The following is a 21449-nucleotide window of genomic DNA, read 5'->3' as shown; positions in this document are numbered from 1 at the left end:
ATTTTCTCTTTTTATTTTGCTTTAAGACCTAATAATAGTCATTAAAAAGGGGCTTTAGTTTCATCTGGTTCAATATCTAAAAAGCTACCACTATCAGTTTCGATTAATGCATCTCGTTTTAATTGTTCACGTAAATTAGGTGGAATGCCTTGAATCGTTAAGGTATCAGAGGCTTCATCGTATTTAATTGAAGTGCCTAAATGTTTTTGATCAAAGCTAATATTCATACCACCACCTTGCCCAACATATTTAGTTAATTTTCTTACTAATGTTTTATCCGCAGGAAAATTCTCTTCTAATTGATAGTCTTCACTAACAAAGTCATAGAAGCTTCCTTCTAAGCTAGAAGTACTTTTAAATTCTTCAGACAAGTTCGAAAGGTCAATATCTTGCCCTTCTTTTATTTGTTCTTTACAGTAATTAAAGGTCACTTCTCTGACTTCTTGTTTCTGCTCTGTTGGTAATTCTTGTTTTTCACAGAATTCTTCTACTGCTTTTAATAAGCCTTGGTTTTGTGCTTTGGCATCGAAGCCTTCTTTTGCGCCCATAAAGTCTAAGAAGAAATCAGAAACTTTACGTCCTACTCGCCCTTTAATAAATGAGATGTAGCGATTCGCTTCAGGATCACGTTCTAATAAGGTTAAATCAATACGAGCAACTAATTGAATTTTACTTGTTTCAATATGTTGGCTTACTTGCAATTCTAAGTTTTCGTTAACACTAATAGATTGGTTGTTTTGCAATAAGGCAACAAGGAGGTAGTCACTTGTTGTCCAACTATATTTACTGACCAAAAGCACCCCTTCTTCTGCGAAGTCATGCTCTTTTAATTCATCAACCAATCGCCCTGCCGCTTGTTGTGAAAATCCAACAAAATCTAATTCACCATTTAATTCTTCCTTAAGTGCACGTTGGAATATTTGAGATTTTTCAGCATCATCGGCAAAGTAAGCATAAGCTTTATTTGATTTACTCTGATAGTTGCGATGTAGATCCATCACAAACTGTTCAATTGAAGGAGAAATAGGCAATTCACCCTCTCGCATTTTACATTGCAGCACACCTTCGCTGTTGTAATTTAAAGAGTGTAAAATAATATTAGTAGCAGAAACGTTCATAGAGTGAGTAACCTTGTTGGAATCGAATTAACTTAGCGGCAAATTATATACCTGTTCCCATTCTAGATGCAAAATTCAGAAAAAAGATTTGGAATTATATAGCCTGCAATAAGATTTGAAACAAAAACAAATAAATCAATAGCTTAGTTCATTTGTTTTTGGTTTGATTATTTTAGTTAATAAAGTTTTGTTAACATCATAAATCCTGTTGCAGCAAAATTTTAAGCATCTACTTTAAGAACAGTAAATAGCATTGACTTTAAACGTTGGCAAAGTCATTAATTATTTAATTAAATATCTGATTAGTTTTAAAATTCGAGAGCTTAAGTGATTGGTATAATAATGTCAGTGCGGTATCATACTGCAATTATTATTCCTTAATCAGAAGTTTTTTATGCCAATTCAATCAAAATATTCTAGCCAAAAAATTGAAACCATACTTGATCAAGTCATGGATGTCTTACATAACAACGACGTCTCTGTTGACTTGAGTTTAATGGTATTAGGCAATAGTATTACTCATGTAATTAATAGCCAAGTTCCAGTTTCACAGCGAAAAACAATTAGCGACAAATTTGTTAAAGCGCTTAGTGCATCAATTAACTCAGAAGATCAATAAACAATATGGTTGAAACGGGTCATAAATTTTACGATAACCTAGCAAAAAGAATCGCGTGGGCACATTGGTTTACGCTGTTTAACCTTGTTGCTATTTCAATAATGAGTCTACGTTATATCGCTTACTCAGGACTAGCGGATTCAACGTTAGGTATTATTTATCAATTTATTAGCTTGATCGGCCATTTTAGTTTTCTCGCTGCACTCGTATTTGGTATTTTTTTATTTCCTCTTGCGTTTTTAATATCAAACAATCTCATTTATCGATTAATTTCTTTATTGATTGCCACTATCGCAATCACTTTCTTAATTGTCGATACACAAATATTCAGGCTTTATAGTTTCCATTTAAATCCAATGATCTGGCAATTTTTACAAAAACCAGAACAAGTGGAAGCGATCTACGCAATTAATCTGCATTACATTTCTATACCTATCATCTTTGTATCCGAAGTTGTTTTTTCTTGGATCATGTGGCGAAAAGTACGCAATATAAACGCAAAACAGATAGGCAAGCCTATTGCTTTATTTTTGTTCTCTATGTTTGTACTTACCCATCTTATTTTTGTTTGGGCAGATGCAACTCAATATCGTCCAATTACCATTCAGAAATCACTTTATCCGCTATCTTACCCAATGACAGCGCGGACATTCTTAACGAAGCAAGGCTGGTTGAGTGAAGACTTAATTACTGAAAGCCAGTTAGGACGAGAAAGTACTAATCAGAAAGGACTTAAATATCCTGTTCAAGAAATCAAATATGTAGGGCAAGCAGCGCATGCAAATGCAAATATATTAATTGTTAATATAGAAGCCCTACGCGCAGATATGCTCAATCCAACTAATATGCCTCACTTACAGGCTTTAGCTGATACTGGAGTCAATTTTAAAAATCACTTCAGTGGTTCAGATAATAGTAAGCAAGGTGTTTTTAGTTTATTTTATGGTTTGCCTAACAGTTATTGGAATACGGTGACAGAAAATCATATTGCCCCTGTATTAATGAATAAGATAAATGATGAGAAGCGCGAAATAGGTCTATTTTCAAGTATTGGCTTAGTAAACCCTGAGTTTTTACAAAGTAGCTTTAGCCAGCTAAATGTAAAAGCCAATGTACATTACGCTAAAACAGAAAATAATAATCAGGTCGTACAACAATGGCGAAAATGGATTTCAAGCTCATCGACTAGTCAGCCTTGGTTTAGCTATCTTTATTTAGAGCAGAAAAATAGTCACCAATTCGCACAGTATGGTAAAAAATCAATTGCTGAACAAAGTAAAAATTTAGCTTTGTACCAATCACAGGTTGCAACAATTGATGATCAAATTGAACGTTTAATAAAAACGCTCAAAAAACAAAAACAATACAGCAATACGATTATTGTCATTACAGGTACAAACGGGCAATCATTTAAAGAGAGTGATACCAATGATGCTTTAATTAATGGCTCACACGTGCCTATGGTGCTCATTTTACCCAATGAAGGCCCACAAGTGATCACCAATATGACAAGCCACTCTGATATTGTTCCTACTTTAATGGAAGAAGCTTTTTCAACTGAAAACCCAACGAGTCAATATAGTATTGGTCAACATCTATTAGATGATACAAAACGAAAATATGTATTATCAGGTGACTTAAATGACTACATTATTTATGAAGCTGAGAAAATAACTAAATTCTCTCGAAATGGCGATATTAATAGTATTGATTGGCAAGGTAATCATATTGAAGAATCTGAATATAATGAAGAGTATGACATCACTTTATTAATTGATGTGCTATCAACGCTCCGCCGCTTTAATCAAAAATAAACAATAAGTAATAAGCAGCTAGGATACATTTCCTTAGCTGCTTATTTCTTCCTTCTGCTTCCTATATTCATAAATAATACAAAAGGACAAAAGACTTCTAGTATTATTCATATTTTACATAGCCGCTATTATTTTAGTTATAGAGATAAGTTTTCTTTAAAGAAATCAATTAATTTATTTATTTTATTGGGTCTCTTATTTCGCTCAGTTGATACTAAAGCCACTATATCTGCACTAGGTAAAGTATAATCAGGCAGCAGTCTGATCAATTTACCCTCAGAGATTTCATCGACCACATCCCATTCAGAGCGTTGAATAATCCCTAAACCATCAACAGCCCAGCCTTTAATTACTTGTCCAACATTACTTGAGAATTCAGGCTTAATTCTAACACTAACATTTTCTGAATCCGTTTTTCCTTGAAACTTCCACATAGTGACATCTTCATTGTTTTCTCGCAGCGCAATACATTGATGCCTCACTAAATCAGCAGGACAATTAATAGCAGGAGCACTCTTTAAGTATTCAGGGGAAGCCAACAATAATCTATTATTTTTGGCTAACGTAATACATTTAAGTGAAGAGTCTCTTAAGTGGCCAATATAAATCATGATATCTGGGCTTTGTTTATCAGACCATTGCGGGTGATCAGATAATTCAAGATCCACTGTAATTAAAGGATTTACTTTCTTAAAACGAGCCAATAAAGGTGCAATATAATGCGTGCCAAATCCCAAAGGAGCCAATACTTTCACTTTACCCGCAAGAGAAGACTTATTTGCAGAAATATCGTCTTGCAAAGTACTTAAATCAAGCATTAATGCTCGTCCTTTCTCAGCCAACATTTCACCAGAAGCAGTTAAGGTTATTGAACGAGCACTGCGTTCGACTAATTTTACACCGAGTTTTCTCTCTAATAATTGTAAGCGTTGCGATACGCTTGGTGGAGTCACATTTAACTTTCTTGCTGTAGCGGCTAAGGACTGACTTGCCGATAAATGAAGAAAAAAAGAAATATCTTGCGACGTGATCATAAAGTTCAACCTAAACATTAGAGTTAAATATAGTTAATTTTACTACACACTCAAGAATGATACTAATAGTGTTTAATTTACAACAAAGGGAAGCTTTCTTATGGAGCCGCTTTTATATGATCTTTCAAACCAATTATTTTTACTATTATTTTTTATCGCTATCATTGCAGGAATTGTCGATGCAATAGCAGGCGGAGGCGGTTTAATAACGGTTCCAGCTTTATTACTTGCAGGTATTCCGCCTTTACAAGCTTTAGGAGTGAATAGATTACAAGCAGTAATTGGCGAAACTGCCTCCTTCATTACTTTTTTAGCTCATAAGCAACTAAATACTCAAGGTTTACTATTAGGGATAACAGCCACTGCACTAGGCGCGATGTTAGGGTCTTACTCTGTCAGTCTATTTTCCGAAAACAGTTTAAAGCTTCTATTACCAGTATTAATGTTAGGGATAACAGCCTATGCAATTTTATCAAAGCGATTAAAAAGTCCTACAAATTCAAAACCTAAAATAACAACGAATCAGTTTATGTCTTTATTTGGCCTATTAATTGGTTTTTATAATGGATTTTTTGGACCAGGAACGGGATCAATATGGATGATTTCCTTTGTTATTTTGCTTGGCTTTACTATCAAACAAGCATCAATTAGCACTAAACCTCTTAATTTAATCGGTAACATTATTTCTTTAACCTTCTTTATGAGCTTAGGTTATGTTGATTACACGTTAGGATTAATTATGGGAGCAGGTCAAATAATTGGGTCTGTAACAGGCAGTAAAATAGTGATCAATAATGGAGATAAGATTGTTCGTCCTGTTTTTATTTCCGTCACTTTAATCATGACCATAAAACTTATTTATGAAATGGTATGAGATTCATCAGTAACAAAAAGCATTAATTCTATCGTGGTTTATATAAATTAATTCAATACAATATGTATAGGCTTTAGTCCAGATTAGACGAAATTTGTTTCACTTTAAAGCCTTTAAATCATCATATTACGCAGTAAACTCATCACAATTCACAGACTAAGTGTCAGGGTATTTAGTTTGTAAAAACCACTCCTATTAATAGAAATATAACCCGTTAATTAAAGCTTATAAAAACTAAAAAAATACATTTTAAACAAGTAAACAGCTTATTTATTCAGCTTTTTTTATATTTTATAAAAGTAAAATAATAATACAAAAATAAACTGCCATTTATAAAACTAACAAACACCTTAAAATAAACCCAAAAAACATACAGAAACCCAACAAAAAACAAACAAATAGCTCAAATTATTAACAATACCAATAAAGATATAAAAATACTCTGGGTTGCATGAACAGAGCTGTTTGTAAAATTAATTGTCAAGTCAAAATACAGACCTATGCCTCAATAAATCATACAAATTACTTCAAAACAATGACACAGATAAAATTAGTAGACTAATGCCGTTTACTGAAAACATTTCATATAGTACTAATACTCTATGTTATCGATGAATAATATTTGTAAGTGGGATTAATAATCCGTTTTTCCAGACTTTTAATGGAGTAAGAGTAAATATGTCAACAGTAAAACTAAAAAACCTTGTTAAACGTTACGGCAACGTAACAGTTGTTCAAGGTATCAACCTAGAAGTTAAGCCTAAAGAGTTTGTTGTACTTGTTGGTCCTTCTGGTTGTGGTAAATCTACAACCTTAAGAATGCTAGCAGGATTGGAAGAAATCACTGAAGGTGAAGTAAGCATTGCTGATCGCGTGATCAATGATGTTGCTCCTAAAGATCGTGATGTTGCGATGGTATTCCAGAACTACGCGCTTTATCCTCATCTATCAGTAGCTGACAATATCGCTTTTGGTTTAAAAATTCGTAAAATGCCAAAAGACGAAATCAGAAAAACAGTTGCAGATGTAGCTGAAATTCTTGAATTGACACCACTTCTTGATCGACGCCCAGCAGATTTATCTGGTGGTCAACGTCAACGTGTTGCAATGGGTCGAGCAATCGTTCGTCATCCAAAAGTATTCTTATTCGATGAGCCTCTATCTAACCTAGATGCAAAATTAAGAACACAAATGCGTGCAGAAATTAAATCGCTTCACAAACGTTTAGGTGTTACTAGTGTTTATGTAACACATGACCAAGTAGAGGCAATGACACTAGCGGATCGTATCGTTGTAATGAGTAACGGTAAGATTGAGCAAGTAGGTACGCCAATGGATTTATTTAATAGTCCTGCCAATACCTTTGTTGCAACTTTCATCGGTTCACCACCAATGAACTTAATCGAAGCAACAGCTGAAGTAACACCTGAAGGTTGCTACGGCTTATTTGAAGGCCAACGTTGTCTTCTTCCTACTCTTGAGCAATTAAAAGACGGTGATGAAATCATTTTCGGTATTCGTCCAGAGTATATCGATATTGAACCAACTGAAAACTCAACTGAAATCAATGTATCTATTGATTTAGTAGAAACACTAGGTTCGGAAGCGCTTTTACATTGTAAAATTTTAGGTAAACCATTTGTAATCAAAGTGGAAACTCATGGACAAATTACTCACTTAGAGAATTTGAACAAACTTTACTTCCGTCAAGATGTGATCACAGTGTTTGATAAGAAAACAACAAACGCAATGATTGCTCCGAATTACAAATAAGCTAGGGAAATATTATGCAAGACATTAATAATTCACTAAGCACGCCAGATTCAGCGTTGACCAAACAATTAAAATGGTTCGTTATGCATTTTAAGAAAGAATGGCAACTCTATCTGATGCTTGCGCCAACAGTTATTTGGTTCATGGTGTTTCTATACACGCCTATGTACGGGTTACAAATCGCTTTTAAAGACTACAGTGTATTTAAAGGGATTGGTGCTAGTCCATGGGTTGGGCTTGAGCACTTTTATACTCTGTTCGAGAATGACCAATTTATTCGTGCAATTAAAAATACAGTAATGATAAGTGGTGCGAGCTTAATTTTTGGCTTCCCTGTTCCAATTATCTTAGCGTTGATGTTTAACGAAGTTATCAATCCTAAGTTTAAGAAAACAGCACAAACTATCGTTTACTTACCACACTTTATTTCTGCAGTAATCATTGCGGGTATCGTTATTACAGCGTTTGCGCCTTCTACAGGTGTAATTAACTTAATGCTTAATGCGCTAGGTTATGACTCTGTTTACTTCTTAACGAAGCCTGAATGGTTCCGTACTATCTTTATCGGTACGGGTATTTGGCAAGAAGCAGGTTTTGGCTCTATCGTATTCTTAGCAGCGATTGCTGGTGTTAACCCATCACTTTATGAATCGGCTGTAGTAGATGGTGCGAACCGTTTCCAAATGATGTACAAAATTACAATTCCTTGTATTTTACCAACCATTTTAATCATGTTGATTATCCGTATTGGTAACATTCTAGAAGTTGGTTTTGAAATGATCATCATGCTATACCAACCAGCAACATATGAAACAGCTGACGTAATAAGTACCTTTATTTACCGTCAAGGTTTACAGGCTGCACAGTATGATTTAGCCGCTGCGGCTGGATTGTTTAACGCTGTTATTGCCTTCATATTAGTTATCGCTGCAAATACCATTAGTAAGCGCGTTTCTAAAACGTCTCTTTGGTAAGGAATAAATTATGAGTTTAAAAGAAAACATGAACTTATATTCAAAAGGTGACAAAGCATTCGTCTACTTGAATATGTTCTTAGTCGGTATGTTTACAATCAGTACACTATACCCATTTATTTATGTTGCTTCATTATCACTAAGTTTAGGTGATGCGGTAACAGCGGGTAAAGTTGTATTAACACCTGTTGATTTCACATTAGCGGCATACGAGAAAGTATTATTTGACCCAGCATTCTGGCGTTCATATGCAAATACTTTCATCTATACCATTGGCGGTACAATTACTAGTCTTTGTATCATCATTCCAGGTGCTTACGCACTTTCACGCCCACAATTATTTGGTCGTAAATACTGGAATATGTTGATTGCATTTACTATGTGGTTTAATGCCGGCATGATCCCATTCTTCTTAAATATGAGAGACTTGGGGTTACTTGATAGCTACATTGGTATCATTATTGGTTTCGCATGTAACGCGTTCAACATCATCTTATTAAGAAACTTCTTTGAAGCAGTTCCTGATTCATTTGAAGAAGCAGCTCGTATGGATGGAGCAAATGACTTCCAAGTTTTATGGAAAGTATTTATTCCACTAGCGAAGCCAGCCATCGCAACTGTAACGTTATTCTGTATCGTTGCTCGTTGGAACGGCTTCTTCTGGGCAATGATCTTATTAAGAGATGAAGATAAGGTTCCTCTACAAGTTTACTTACGTCAAATTATCACTCAATTAACGGATGATGATACGTTCGCAAGTACACTACTAACTGCATCGTATTCATTTGAAACGGTAAGTTCTGCAATCATGGTATGTTCGATTATACCTGTACTACTTATCTACCCATGGGTACAAAAATCCTTTAACAAAGGGATCATGTTAGGTGGCGTTAAAGAATAATTAGCATTTAATAAAATACCTATGTCTCAAACCAAGGAATAACTTGATAGTTTGATCATGAAATGCGAAAGCAAATGATAATTAAATGAATAAGTTAGATAAAATAGGTTTGAAACATAGGCTTAAAAACTTGTACGAGAAACATGTACATTACACAAAGTAAAAACAATGGAGAAGTTTACTTATGAAAATGGTCAAAAACCTAATAACCTCGATTATTATTGGTTCTACCACGCTAGCAATGCCAATGATGGCGAACGCTGCGGCGGAAGATGGTGCTTTTAAAGTATCAGATAAACCACTAACGCTTGATATCCACTTCCATACTAAAAAGTATGTTTACGATAATAACTGGCCTGTAGAAAAAGAAGCAGCGCGTTTAACGAATGTTAGCCTAAATAACGTTGCTTCAATGGCAACCACTAAAAGTGAAGAAGCGTTTAACTTACTTATCGCAAGTGGTGATTTACCAGATGTTGTAGGTGGTTCTTCGATTCGTGATAATGTAAACCGTTACGGTCCTGAAGGTGCATTCATTGGTATGAATGACCTAATTGATAAATATGCTCCAAACATCAAAGCTTTCTTTGATGCTCACCCAGATATCGAAAGCTCAATTCGAGCTGAAGATGGTGAAATTTACTACATCCCTTACTTACCAGATGGTAAATTTGGTCGTGGTTACTTTATCCGTACCGATTGGTTGAAAAAGCTAAATCTTAAAGAGCCTCAAAACATTCAAGAGCTTCATGATGTACTTGTTGCATTCCGTGACGGCGATCCAAATGGTAATGGTAAAAAAGATGAAGTGCCATTATTCATGAGACATTGGGAAGAGCTTATCCGTATGGTTACGCTTTGGGACGGACGTATGTCTGGTTCAGATAAATTCCATGACTTCTATGTTAAAGATGGTGAGTTACACCACGGTTACGTTGAAGAAGGTTACCGTGTAGGTATCCGTAATTTAGCGAAATGGTACAAAGAAGGCCTAATTGACCAAGAAGTATTTACTCGTGGTAGTCGTTCTCGTGAATACTTATTATCAAATAACTTAGGTGGTATGACACACGATTGGTTTGCATCAACAGCTGGCTACAATGAGTCACTGAAAGATACAGTACCAGGCTTTGAGTTTAATGCATTTGTTCCACCAGCAGGTATTTCTGGTAAGCGTATCGAAGAGCATAGACGTGGACAAGTTAAAGCAGAAGGTTGGGCAATGTCATTTACTAATGAACATCCAATCGAAACAATCAAATACTTTGATTTCTACTTTTCTGAAGAAGGTCGTCGTTTAGCTAACTTTGGTATCGAAGGCGAACAGTATGACATGGTAGATGGTAAACCTATTTTCAAAAAAGCAATGCTTGAAAATGACACGCCATTAAATACACAAATGTGGCAAATTGGTGCTCAAATTCCTCGTGGATTCCACCAAGATTACGCATATGAAATCCAATGGTCTAACAAAAATGCACTTGCAGGTATTGCAAAATATGAAGCTGGTGATTATTTAGTTGAACCATTCTTAGGCGTTTCTTTAAATTCAAAAGAAAAAGAAGTCTTTGATAAGCGTTGGGCAACTATCACTACTTACATGCTAGAAAAACAACAAGGTTGGGTTCTAGGATCAAGTGATATTGATAAAGAGTGGGATGCTTACATCGCTCAATTAGATCGCATGGGTTACGATAAAGTAATCAAAGTGATGCAATCAGCTTATGACCGTGCATACAAAAAATAACCAATAACCTTTATTCGTTATTACTGTAAATAAAAGGCAATGATTATTTCATTGCCTTTTTTATTGCTGACTAAAAAATAACAATTAATCTGCTCCCCTACTCCACTTCAAATGTTCATATTCAGTTAGCATTACTTTTTAAAAGCAATATTCTCTTTAAAAACATAAAAATTTAATAATTACCTTTTAAATAATAAAAGCTATTTAATAGAGATAAACAAAGACCCTACTCCTACTAACCCTATATATAAAAAGGTTATTGTTGAGTTGAATTATTAAAATAAACATTGATAGCCTTCTGTTTTAATCAAAAAAACACCTATGTCTCAAATCAAGAAATAACCACCTATTTTGATCATGGAAATGTGAAAGAGTACGATATTTAAACAAATTAGTTAGATAGAATGACTTGGAAATTAAGAAAGAATGTGTACGAGAAACATGTACATTAAACCAAGTAAAAACAATGGAGAAGTTTACTTATGAAAATGGTCAAAAACCTAATAACGTCGATTATTATTGGTTCTACGGCTTTAGCAGTGCCAATGATGGCAAACGCTAAAGCAGAAGATGGTGCTTTTAAAGTAACAGATAAGCCAATAACACTTGATATTCACTTTCATACTAAAAAGTATGTTTACGATAATAACTGGCCTGTTGAAAAAGAAGCAGCACGTTTAACTAATGTTCGCTTAAACAACGTTGCTTCTATGGCAACGACTAAAAGTGAAGAAGCGTTTAACTTACTTATCGCAAGTGGTGATTTACCAGATATCGTAGGTGGTTCTGCGATCAAAGATAATGTAAACCGTTATGGTCCTGAAGGTGCATTCATTCCAATGAATGACCTAATTGACAAATATGCTCCAAATATCAAAGCCTTCTTTGATAAAAACCCAGACATCAGAAGTTCAATCCGAGCAGCAGACGGTGAAATCTATTACATTCCTTATTTACCAGATGGTGAATTTGGTCGTGGTTACTTTATCCGTACCGATTGGCTTAAAAAGTTAAATCTTAAAACACCACAAAATATTCAAGAGCTTCATGACGTACTTGTTGCGTTCCGTGATGGCGATCCAAATGGGAATGGCAAAAAAGATGAAGTGCCATTATTCATGAGACAGTGGGAAGAACTTATTCGTTTAGTAACATTATGGGATGGACATGCATCAGGTTCAGATCAATTCCATGATTTCTATGTTAAAGACGGTAAATTAAACCATGGTTACACTGAAGAAGGATACCGTGTAGGTATTCGTAATTTAGCAAAATGGTATAAAGAGGGTCTTATTGATAAAGAAGTATTTACACGCGGTAGTCGCTCACGTGAATATTTATTATCAAATGACTTAGGTGGAATGACACACGATTGGTTTGCTTCAACAGCTGGATACAATGACTCGCTTAGAGACAAAGTAAAAGGCTTTGAATTTAATGCATTTGTTCCACCAGCAGGTATTTCTGGTAAACGTATAGAATCGCACAGACGAGGCAAAGTAAAAGTCGAAGGTTGGGCAATGTCATTTACTAATGAACACCCAGTTGAAACAATGAAATACTTTGACTTCTACTTTACAGAAGAAGGTCGTCGTTTAGCGAACTTCGGTATCGAAGGTGAACAGTATGACATGGTAGATGGCAAACCAGTTTTCAAAAAAGCAATACTTGAAAATGACACGCCATTAAATGCTCAAATGTGGGAAATTGGGGCACAGGTTCCTCGTGGATTCTTCCAAGATTACGCATATGAACTCCAATGGTCTAACAAGTATGCACTTGCAGGTATTGCAAAATATGAAGCAGGCGATTACTTAGTAGAACAATTCTTAGGTGTTTCTTTAAATACCAAAGAGAAAGAAGTCTTTGATAAACGCTGGGCAACAATTAAAGATTACATGCTAGAAAAACAACAAGCATGGATCTTAGGCTCTAACGATATCGATAAAGATTGGGATGATTACCAAGCTCAATTAGATCGTATGGGATACGATAAAGTGCTTAAAGTAATGCAAACAGCTTACGACCGAGCATACAAATAATAACCAATAAACGTTATTAGTTATTCATGACAAAAGGCAATGATTATTTCATTGCCTTTTTTATTGGTTTCCGCTTCCCCCTCCAGAATTATTGTAAGTAATGAGTAATATTCACCTTTAAATCCAAGTTATAAAGAGAAAACTCCTTCTACGGATTCTAGAAGTGATCCCCTTTTATCTTTAAGAAATAAATATCTGTACGACTTGTTGTGATTAAATTAAATAGCAACGATTTATATAGTGAAAAAAGAGAGGGAATTAAACAAAGAATAGAAAAATAAACCATACTCATTTTGAAGCACTCAATTAAGACAACAGAACGTCTCATTCAAGCTATTTTAAGCAACCTTTGTTAGTTAGATGGGAAATTATCAAGATAATTAATTATAAGCGCCTCTGACAAGGTTAAGCCTAACTTAAAGCGAATATTTACTAATGCCGAGCATATTAAATGTGTTATCTAAAGAAAAAGGTGGATTTAAGGTTTTAATTGCAACTTTCTTTACCAAATTTACAACCAGAAAACAGCCTATTTTAACACCCCAATAGAAAAGCTATTTATTATGACTGGTATAATAATGCTTAAATAAAAAAAGGCGCTAATATTATTAGCGCCTTAAGAAATTCACTTCTAAAAGATTAGCTAACCTATGTTGAACTGACCTATCAACTTAGATTGCTTTTTCGATAAATCACGTAAGCTTTCACTGTTTTTAGAAGCGTTTTGCGCATTGACTGAAATGTTTTTAGCAAAGTCAGATATTTCCACAATGCTTCTTGCGACATCTTTGGCAACCGCACTCTGTTGTTCTGATGCAGCGGCAATAGAACGACTCATATCATCGACATTTTTTAATTTATCAATCATAGAGACTAATGAATCATAACTTTGATTAGTCTGTTCAACCGATTGCTCAGCTTGTTTTAAGTTTGTTTCTACAATTTGAACCGCATTTTTTGAGTTAGTTTGTAAAGACTCAATCATGCTTCCAATTTCATTTGCTGAAGACTGAGTGCGTGTGGCAAGCGTTCGCACTTCATCGGCAACAACAGCGAAACCTCGACCATGCTCACCCGCTCGAGCAGCTTCAATAGCCGCATTCAAAGCTAACAAGTTAGTTTGTTCACTAATTGATTGTATAACAGATAAAATCTCATCAATTTGCTGTGATTGTGTATATAGCTCTTGAATCACTGTGGAGGCATTATTAAGCGATGATTTTAACTCTTCAACAAAGCGTAAGTTTGTTTGCGTAGACGTCATATTGTCGTTAGCTAAACTAACCACATTAGCGACTGCATCACTTGATTCAACAGCATGATTTGCCACTTCATTAACCGCTTGCTCCATTTCAGTGACAGCAGCGGCCATAGATACAGTATGTTGCAACTGCAATTCTATTTCAGCAAAAATGCCTCTACCTTGTTCTTCACCTGTTGCTGCAAAGCCATTTAACTTACTATCCGATGTTTTAATATCTGAGATTAAGCTTCTTAATTGTAAAGTTAATGCATTAATACTGCTTGATATATCCCCTAATTCAGATTGGTAATTCTTAACAATATCATAGGTTAAATCACCTTGAGCAAGCTTAGATAAAGCGAGTTTGATATCATGTAATGGTGAGCGAATCGCTTTTACAACCGTATAAGTGACGACAACAGAAATAACCACAGTCGCAAGTAATAGAATATTATTCAGTAAAGAGAAAAAACGAGAATCTGAATTAGCGTTAGCAAGCGCGTCTGCAGCCAACTTTCGAACCGTAGCAGTAACGTCATTTAACTCGTTAAATATTTTTTCAACTTCTTCTGCTTGCTTTTGTATTAATTGATCACTTTCAACATTTAATGCTAAGTAGTGTTTTCTTTGTTTTAATAACTTTTGCTCACCTTCAATTTGAGATCCTAATTCATCAATATAAAGTTTTAACGTTTCTTCAGCTTCTGGATATTTACTGTAAACAACTTTTAATTTTTTTCTAATACTGCCTATTGCTGAATTAAGCTCTTCTTCCGCAACAAGAAATTTATCTAAGGATGTAATCCCAACTAATTTCGATAATAAATCTCCCGCTGAATACGCTTCTTTACGCACAAATTCTAATGTCCAAGCTGCTGATTTATGAGAATCTTTAGCCTCAACAATAAGATCGGAAATATTAGAATCAAAGTAATCCCAAATAGAAGAAAAAGCGGTTAATTCTGTATAAGCTAATTCTCGAGCAAAGACACGTTTATCATGAATTTCAATATGACGAATAAGTTCTAAATTAGTAATTTTAGCAGCGGAGTCAATATTCTGAAGAGGTTCGGTTAACCCTAATTTAGGATCAAGTATCTCCGTTAATTCAGCATATTTAATTTCATATTCTTCTAAAGCATGCATGATGCCTTTAGCAAAATACTCTCGCTTTTTAAGATCGGTTGTATTCGCATGAATTAAACTTAAACGATTGGCATCTTCTAAATCTTTTCCTAATTCACTTGTTTGATCCAATAACTGTGTCAATGTTGAGGCACTTAATTCAAGCTGCTCTTCCATTCTAGTTTGCGAATAACTAGCAGATAAGCTGAGTGCTATCGCGCTAATTGTTACAATACTAAAACCAATAACGATACGTTGTATTAACGTGATGCGCATGATTCTCACCTCCATGTATTCGATTGTACTTTAGTTAGAGTCAATTCTATCTAGTAATATTTATTCTACTTAAAGGCTTTGGTATAACAATCGAAAACCTTTGATTTTAAGATATATTTATAGCTAATGTGAGCTAGATAAACACTTTTTGTAAGGATATTTATGTTTGTCATTTAGTTAACCAAAATATGACTAAAAATACTTTTTTAAAGCAAATGACCTAACCTTGATTATCCTAAACTTTATGATGCAATATTTGCACCCGAATCACAGTTCAAGATAATTAATGTGGAAAAACAAATAACTAAAAGGATATTAATAACCTATAAGGCAAGATATTGCTTTATACTAATCAACCTAAATATCTTCTATCTTGTAAATATATAAGGAAAATTGGTAATGGGCTTTTTATCAGGTTTAAAATCTCTTTTTACAACCAACACAAATCCAGTCGCAGCTGATCCAGTTGAATATAATGGCTTTATTATTACCCCGGCTCCAATGCCTGATGGCCGTCAGTATCGTGTAGCAGCAACAATCACTAAAGGTGAAGGCGAAGCATTAAAGACGCATACTTTTATTCGTTCAGATGTTGTGGGAAGTCGTGGTGAATGTATTGAAATTACAATTAGAAAAGCACAAAGAGCGATTGACCAATCAGATGAGCAAATTTTTAATTAATCGTTAAAGCACAAGTCATGATCAAAAGCTTACTCTTAGTTTGCTTTTGATCTTCTGCCTTTACTTTCGTTCAATTCGCTTATAAGTTTTTAAGATGTTCTACTCCGTCCCAAGTTTCTAATGACCAAGTTCCAACCTCTTTTATAAAGCTATTAAAAGCGGCATTGTTATTAGGGAATTGATTTTCACCACTTGACTCTAACCCAATCACAAACTCTAAAAAGCCTTTTAATATACTTGAATGCGAAACAACCACTATAGTTTCATTAGCATGTAGGTGTGCCAAGCTATTCATTATATTGATAATTCGATCTTGTCGCTGACGGTGAGTTTCACTATTAGGAGTAATACAATCTAACTTATTCTCCATTTTATTTTGATACTCAACACTCTCAGTCGTTTGCTTTTGATTATATTGAATACAAGCATCGACTCTATTGACATTAATCTCTCGAAGATCAGGGTCTATTGTAATATCAAGTTTGCAGGTTTCAGAAATACACTCAGCGGTCTGAATCGCTCTCCCTAAATCGCTACTATAAAGATGTGTAAAAGGAATACTTTTAAGTCGTTCAGCAATCGCAATGGATTGTTTTTTACCTAAATCAGAAAGGGGAATATCTAAGTGCCCTATTGCACGTTTTTCGATATCCCATAGGGTTTCACCATGTCTAATCAATATGATTCGAGTCACTTTAAATCTCCATCAAGATTAAACACTTTTAAATATCACCTTTATTTTTAATAAGTTGTATCATCTTATTTGAATAAAAATCAAATCACAACGAAGCAACAGCGTAACGAGCCCCTTTAATGGCAACAAGTTGATACGCGTCTATTAATTGCTTAACAAACGCTGTATTTTCGAGCAATCCTTTATCAAAAATAGTTTCAAGTGAAAGTAAGGCCTTTACTTTACTAGCACTATCTTGATGTTTACTGTTAATTTCAGCAAATGTTTCTGCTAATGGATCGCGAATATCAATTGCATTTCCTTGTTCGTCGACACCGCCCACATAACGCATCCAACCAGCAATGCCCATTGTTAACCATTTATAATCACTTCCATTCTCTAAATGAAAGCGCAATGATGCCCCCATGCGTTGTGGAATTTTCTGGCTACCATCGGTTGCGATCTGCCAAGTTTGATGTTTTAAAGCAGGATTTGAAAAACGTTCAATAAGTAGCTGCGCATAGCCTTCTAAATCAGTCCCTTCAGGCATATTTAATGTCATTGCTTGTGCTTGTATCATCATATCAAAAGCGGCTTTACGGTAATCAGGATTATTCATAGTATCCGAGATATGCGCATAACCACCTAAATAACCTAAATAAGCTAAAAATGAATGACTACCATTTAACATTCTAAGCTTCATTTCTTCAAAGGGAACCACATCTTTGACAAACTCTGCACCAGCAACATCCCAATCAGGACGACCTTGTACAAAGTTATCTTCAATAACCCATTGACGGAAAGGCTCACAAGCAATTGCACAAGGGTCATAAACACCAGCAAGTTCAGCAATTTCATCAAGCGCTTCTTTGGTTGCTGCAGGTACAATACGGTCGACCATAGTGCAAGGGAAAGTCACGTTAGATTCAATCCATTGAGCTAAGTCTGTATCAAGCAAACTAGCAAAACCTAATACTGCAGCTTTAGCAATATGGCCGTTTTCTTGTACGTTATCACAAGACATAACAGTAAAAGCCTTAATACCGCGTTCGCGACGTAAACGTAATGCTTCAACTATGTAGCCAATTGCAGATTTAGGTTCTTGAGAATGCAATAAATCGTGTTGAATAAGCGGATTAGTTTGATCTAATTGACCAGAAGCATGATCAACACAATACCCCTTTTCAGTGATTGTCATCGATACAATGGCAACTTGCTCTTCAGCCATTTTATTAAGTACAGCTTGAATTCCATCTAAATGAGGGTGACAAGATTCTTTCACCGCTCCGATCATTTTAATGACGGTTTCTTTTGCCCCTTTCTCGGCAACTAAATAACGATGATCTTGAGAACGAAGTTGCTCAATAAGGCCATGACTAAAAAGATTAACTTCACAAATCCCCCAATCAGAACCAGTCTTTTCAAGCATTTCATTGGTATATAAAGCTTGATGAGCTCGATGAAATGCGCCAAACCCAATATGAACAATACGACTTTTCAACTTAGTTTGTTCAACCTTACTATTAATCACAATCGGGTTTACTGGGCTTGTAACAATGGACATGAGCTCTCCAATTTGGGTTGGAATAAATAAAAAATAATATTTATCTTAAGCGCTTTAAACAATAAAAGCGAAGATATTGACCACTTACACGCTTAATTGGTATACACATCACCTTTTACAATAAAACCTATCAGACCAATTTAAAGTTACGATTGCACAAAACACTCATTTGACCTATATTTACTGGGTTAAATTGGTTTTAAATTGGAAAACCAATTATTTTTCTAAATTTAACCAGCAAAAGATCGCCAGGTTTGATTGATATAAAGAGGTAAGAATAATGGAACAAACTTGGCGTTGGTATGGACCGAATGATCCGGTTTCACTCGATGATATTAAACAGGCTGGAGCGACAGGTATTGTCAATGCATTACATCATATTAAGAATGGTGAAGTGTGGACAACCGAAGAGATTTTAAAACGAAAAGCCATCATTGAAGCCAAAGGTTTAACTTGGTCTGTGGTTGAAAGTGTGCCTGTTCACGAAGAAATTAAAACGCAGACAGGTAACTTCCAACAATGGATTGATAATTATAAACAAACACTTCAAAACCTTGCTGATTGTGGCATTGATACAGTTTGTTATAACTTTATGCCAGTATTAGATTGGACTCGTACCGACCTTGCTTTTGAACTAGAAGATGGATCTCGAGCACTTCGCTTTGATCAAATTGCTTTTGCTGCATTTGAATTACACATTTTAAAAAGACCCGGTGCAGAATCTGCTTATAGCAAAACAGAAATTACTCAAGCTAAAGCCTATTTTGACAATATGACTCAATCTGATATTGATAAGCTAACATCTAATATCATTGCAGGTTTGCCTGGCGCAGAAGAAGGTTATACCTTACAAGAATTTCAAACTCAGTTAGATAGATATGATGGTATCAGCAAAGAAAAACTGCGTGAACATCTAGCTTACTTCTTAAAATCATTAATGCCTGTTTGTGATGCAACGGGTTTAAAAATGGCTGTTCATCCAGACGATCCACCGCGCCCTATTCTTGGGTTACCGCGTATTGTTTCAACGATTGAAGATATTGAATGGTTAACAACGGAAATACCAAGTAAACAAAATGGTTTAACTATGTGTACTGGTTCATACGGCGTGCGTGGTGATAACGATTTAGTGAATATGATTAAACAGTATGGCGACCGTATTTACTTCACACACTTACGTTCAACCATGCGAGAAGCCGATAATCCAATGAGCTTCCATGAAGCTGCACATCTAAATGGTGACGTTGATATGTATAACGTAGTGATGGCAATCCTTGAAGAAGAAAACCGCCGCGAGAAAAATAACGAAGGCCGTTCTATTCCAATGCGCCCAGATCACGGGCATCAAATGTTGGATGACTTACGTAAAAAAACCAATCCTGGTTATTCTGCAATCGGTCGTTTAAAAGGACTTGCTGAAATCCGTGGACTTGAAATGGGTTTAAAACGTAGTTTTTTTAAATAAGCTCACCTAATTTAACTTTATTACTAAGCCGGATAATTATTATCCGGCTTTTTTTGTGCCTAATAATAAGTTTAATTTAAATAACCAATAATTATATTTGTAACAAAAAGGCCGCCACATCAATCATTTATTGTTGTGGCGGGTTTAATACCAATCATATAAGTAACTGATCTATTTTACTTGTTAAAATAACTTATTTTCTCGTTGTAAGTTTCGTAAAGGGAACAACCATTTACATCAACTTACGCCTCAAACTAAGCTATTTTTCCAGCGCAAAATTTAGATCAGTTATTTAATACAATTGGTATAAGAAATCAAACTAAAAAGGCTTTATAAAGGCGGGTAACATTCTACAATTTCGGCTCCATCAGCGGAGACGATAGTAAATTCTTCAAGTCCATATGGGCAGAAAAAAGTATCGTATTGTTTTAGTTCAACACGACCAGATTTCGTTTCAACAGAACAACAACCTTTGGATACAATGCCAATAAAAAATTCATTTTCTACTTTTTTAACCGTTCCATTAATCGTTGAACGACATATTCTAAATCTATCCGTTGCATTACTATCAACCAAAGCTTCTTTAAATGATAAAGCGTTATACTCTTTCATTTTTTTAGGTTTTTGTTGGAAATTTTCTTTGATGTATTCAGGTGTATATTCAGTATAATCGAAAACGTCTAAGCAGAAGTCCAAGCCTCTTTTCATAAAGCGAGCTTCTTCAGGCAGTGTATAACCAGACTTTTCAAATTCAAACCTAACAGCCCAATCCGAAGGTTCCATCACTTCAATCATTAAAATACCTTCACCAATAGCATGCGGCATGCCACCGGGAATATAAAAACAATCATTGGGTTGAACTGGAATTTTCTTAAAACAAGATTCGATTTTGTCCATATCTTGTGTTTCGATCATTTCTTTAAAGTCTTCACGCGTAGGCGGATTCTGAAAGCCTAAATAAATATAAGGCTCTACGATATCTTCCCTAATATCTAAAATATAATAAGCCTCAGCTTTGCCTGAATTTGAGTTTAAGTTTTTCTTAGCAAACTCAGCCGTTGGATGCGCTTGAAAGTGTAACCTAACAGAAGAATCTAAATACTTAACCAATACCATTGTATTAGCTGCATATTTTTCCGCATGTTTAGGACCTAAAAAATAGTTAGGATCTGATTTAACCAATTCAGCAAAGTCAGTTTCTTTGGACTCAAAAAGTGCTTTAGAAATACCTTCAATATAATTTTCTCTTCCAGGATTAACAGCTTGAACCGTTGAAGCAATCCATTCTTCAGGAAAATGAGAGTCCGATGGGTTTTCAGCTTTCTGTAAATAATCGAGAGTTTTACCGCCAACATAAGAGCGCCATACTCTATTCGGTGAAAATGTAATTAACTGCTCTTTATAATTCATATTAGGCTCTCCAGATTAACGCTGACAAATTTAATTTATCTATGCATCATACAGCAAATGGTTAACCAAGAATCACCTATTTACAAAATTGGTTAACCAAAAAATTGACCTGTCCC

Annotated in this window: 16 protein-coding genes; 10 read left to right on the top strand and 6 right to left on the bottom strand. The window is 35.0% G+C overall.

From position 1 onward, the window contains the following. Positions 1-41: 41 nt before the first annotated feature. Complete coding sequence (gene yejK, locus E2R67_RS05570) at positions 42-1118, bottom strand: nucleoid-associated protein YejK (RefSeq protein ID WP_134289933.1); 1077 nt, start codon at positions 1116-1118, stop codon at positions 42-44. Between the two features lie 394 nt (positions 1119-1512). Between yejK and E2R67_RS05565 the strand changes: the two genes are divergently transcribed. Then, positions 1513-1737 carry a YejL family protein gene (locus E2R67_RS05565; protein WP_134289932.1) on the top strand — a complete coding sequence of 75 codons (225 nt, stop codon included), beginning with the start codon at positions 1513-1515 and terminating at the stop codon, positions 1735-1737. Positions 1738-1742: 5 nt separating this feature from the next. After that, a complete protein-coding gene (locus tag E2R67_RS05560) occupies positions 1743-3551 on the top strand; it encodes a DUF3413 domain-containing protein (RefSeq protein ID WP_134289931.1) in 1809 nt (602 codons plus the stop codon). A 137-nt stretch (positions 3552-3688) separates the two neighbouring features. Here the strand turns inward: E2R67_RS05560 and E2R67_RS05555 are convergent, their stop codons facing one another. Further along, a complete protein-coding gene (locus E2R67_RS05555) occupies positions 3689-4585 on the bottom strand; it encodes a LysR family transcriptional regulator (RefSeq protein WP_134289930.1) in 897 nt (298 codons plus the stop codon). Between the two features lie 100 nt (positions 4586-4685). On the opposite strand from E2R67_RS05555, the gene E2R67_RS05550 reads away from it, so the two are divergent. The 6 genes from E2R67_RS05550 (at position 4686) to E2R67_RS05525 (ending at position 12896) form a co-directional block, all read left to right on the top strand. Further along, positions 4686-5459 (top strand): TSUP family transporter, encoded by a 774-nt coding sequence (locus E2R67_RS05550; RefSeq protein WP_134289929.1) that lies wholly within the window; start codon positions 4686-4688, stop codon positions 5457-5459. 678 nt (positions 5460-6137) lie between these two features. Continuing rightward, positions 6138-7232 carry an ABC transporter ATP-binding protein gene (locus E2R67_RS05545; protein WP_134289928.1) on the top strand — a complete coding sequence of 365 codons (1095 nt, stop codon included), beginning with the start codon at positions 6138-6140 and terminating at the stop codon, positions 7230-7232. A gap of 14 nt (positions 7233-7246) precedes the next feature. Continuing rightward, positions 7247-8206 carry an ABC transporter permease gene (locus E2R67_RS05540; RefSeq protein ID WP_208379468.1) on the top strand — a complete coding sequence of 320 codons (960 nt, stop codon included), beginning with the start codon at positions 7247-7249 and terminating at the stop codon, positions 8204-8206. Positions 8207-8216: 10 nt separating this feature from the next. Then, positions 8217-9107, top strand: coding sequence for a carbohydrate ABC transporter permease (locus E2R67_RS05535; protein WP_134289927.1), 891 nt, complete (start codon positions 8217-8219; stop codon positions 9105-9107). A gap of 184 nt (positions 9108-9291) precedes the next feature. After that, a complete protein-coding gene (locus tag E2R67_RS05530) occupies positions 9292-10854 on the top strand; it encodes a type 2 periplasmic-binding domain-containing protein (protein ID WP_208379467.1) in 1563 nt (520 codons plus the stop codon). Positions 10855-11336: 482 nt separating this feature from the next. Then, positions 11337-12896, top strand: coding sequence for an extracellular solute-binding protein (locus E2R67_RS05525; protein ID WP_208379466.1), 1560 nt, complete (start codon positions 11337-11339; stop codon positions 12894-12896). 643 nt (positions 12897-13539) lie between these two features. Here E2R67_RS05525 and E2R67_RS05520 read toward each other — a convergent pair. After that, on the bottom strand, positions 13540-15540 hold the full coding sequence (locus E2R67_RS05520) for a methyl-accepting chemotaxis protein (protein ID WP_166739319.1): 2001 nt from the start codon (positions 15538-15540) through the stop codon (positions 13540-13542). A 399-nt stretch (positions 15541-15939) separates the two neighbouring features. Here E2R67_RS05520 and E2R67_RS05515 point away from each other — a divergent pair, with 399 nt between their 5' ends. Continuing rightward, positions 15940-16221: an HlyU family transcriptional regulator gene (locus E2R67_RS05515; protein WP_134289925.1), complete on the top strand. Its 282-nt coding sequence runs from the start codon at positions 15940-15942 to the stop codon at positions 16219-16221. Positions 16222-16300: 79 nt separating this feature from the next. Here E2R67_RS05515 and E2R67_RS05510 read toward each other — a convergent pair whose 3' ends face one another. Continuing rightward, the gene (locus tag E2R67_RS05510; protein ID WP_134289924.1) at positions 16301-16915 is read right to left on the bottom strand and encodes a histidine phosphatase family protein; all 615 of its coding nucleotides are present in this window, start codon (positions 16913-16915) and stop codon (positions 16301-16303) included. Between the two features lie 85 nt (positions 16916-17000). Further along, positions 17001-18458, bottom strand: coding sequence for a fructuronate reductase (locus E2R67_RS05505; protein ID WP_134289923.1), 1458 nt, complete (start codon positions 18456-18458; stop codon positions 17001-17003). A 280-nt stretch (positions 18459-18738) separates the two neighbouring features. Here E2R67_RS05505 and uxuA point away from each other — a divergent pair, with 280 nt between their 5' ends. Next, entirely contained in the window at positions 18739-19923 is a 1185-nt protein-coding gene (uxuA, locus tag E2R67_RS05500) for a mannonate dehydratase (RefSeq protein ID WP_134289922.1), read from the top strand. A 330-nt stretch (positions 19924-20253) separates the two neighbouring features. Here the strand turns inward: uxuA and E2R67_RS05495 are convergent, their stop codons facing one another. After that, complete coding sequence (locus tag E2R67_RS05495; RefSeq protein WP_134289921.1) at positions 20254-21333, bottom strand: class I mannose-6-phosphate isomerase; 1080 nt, start codon at positions 21331-21333, stop codon at positions 20254-20256. Positions 21334-21449: the final 116 nt, after the last annotated feature.

This window comes from Psychromonas algicola, from assembly GCF_004378355.1.
In the GTDB taxonomy this organism is placed as follows: Bacteria; Pseudomonadota; Gammaproteobacteria; order Enterobacterales; family Psychromonadaceae; genus Psychromonas.
The sequence above is the reverse complement of the archived record's forward strand: the minus strand, read 5'-3'. Positions and strand labels throughout refer to the sequence as shown.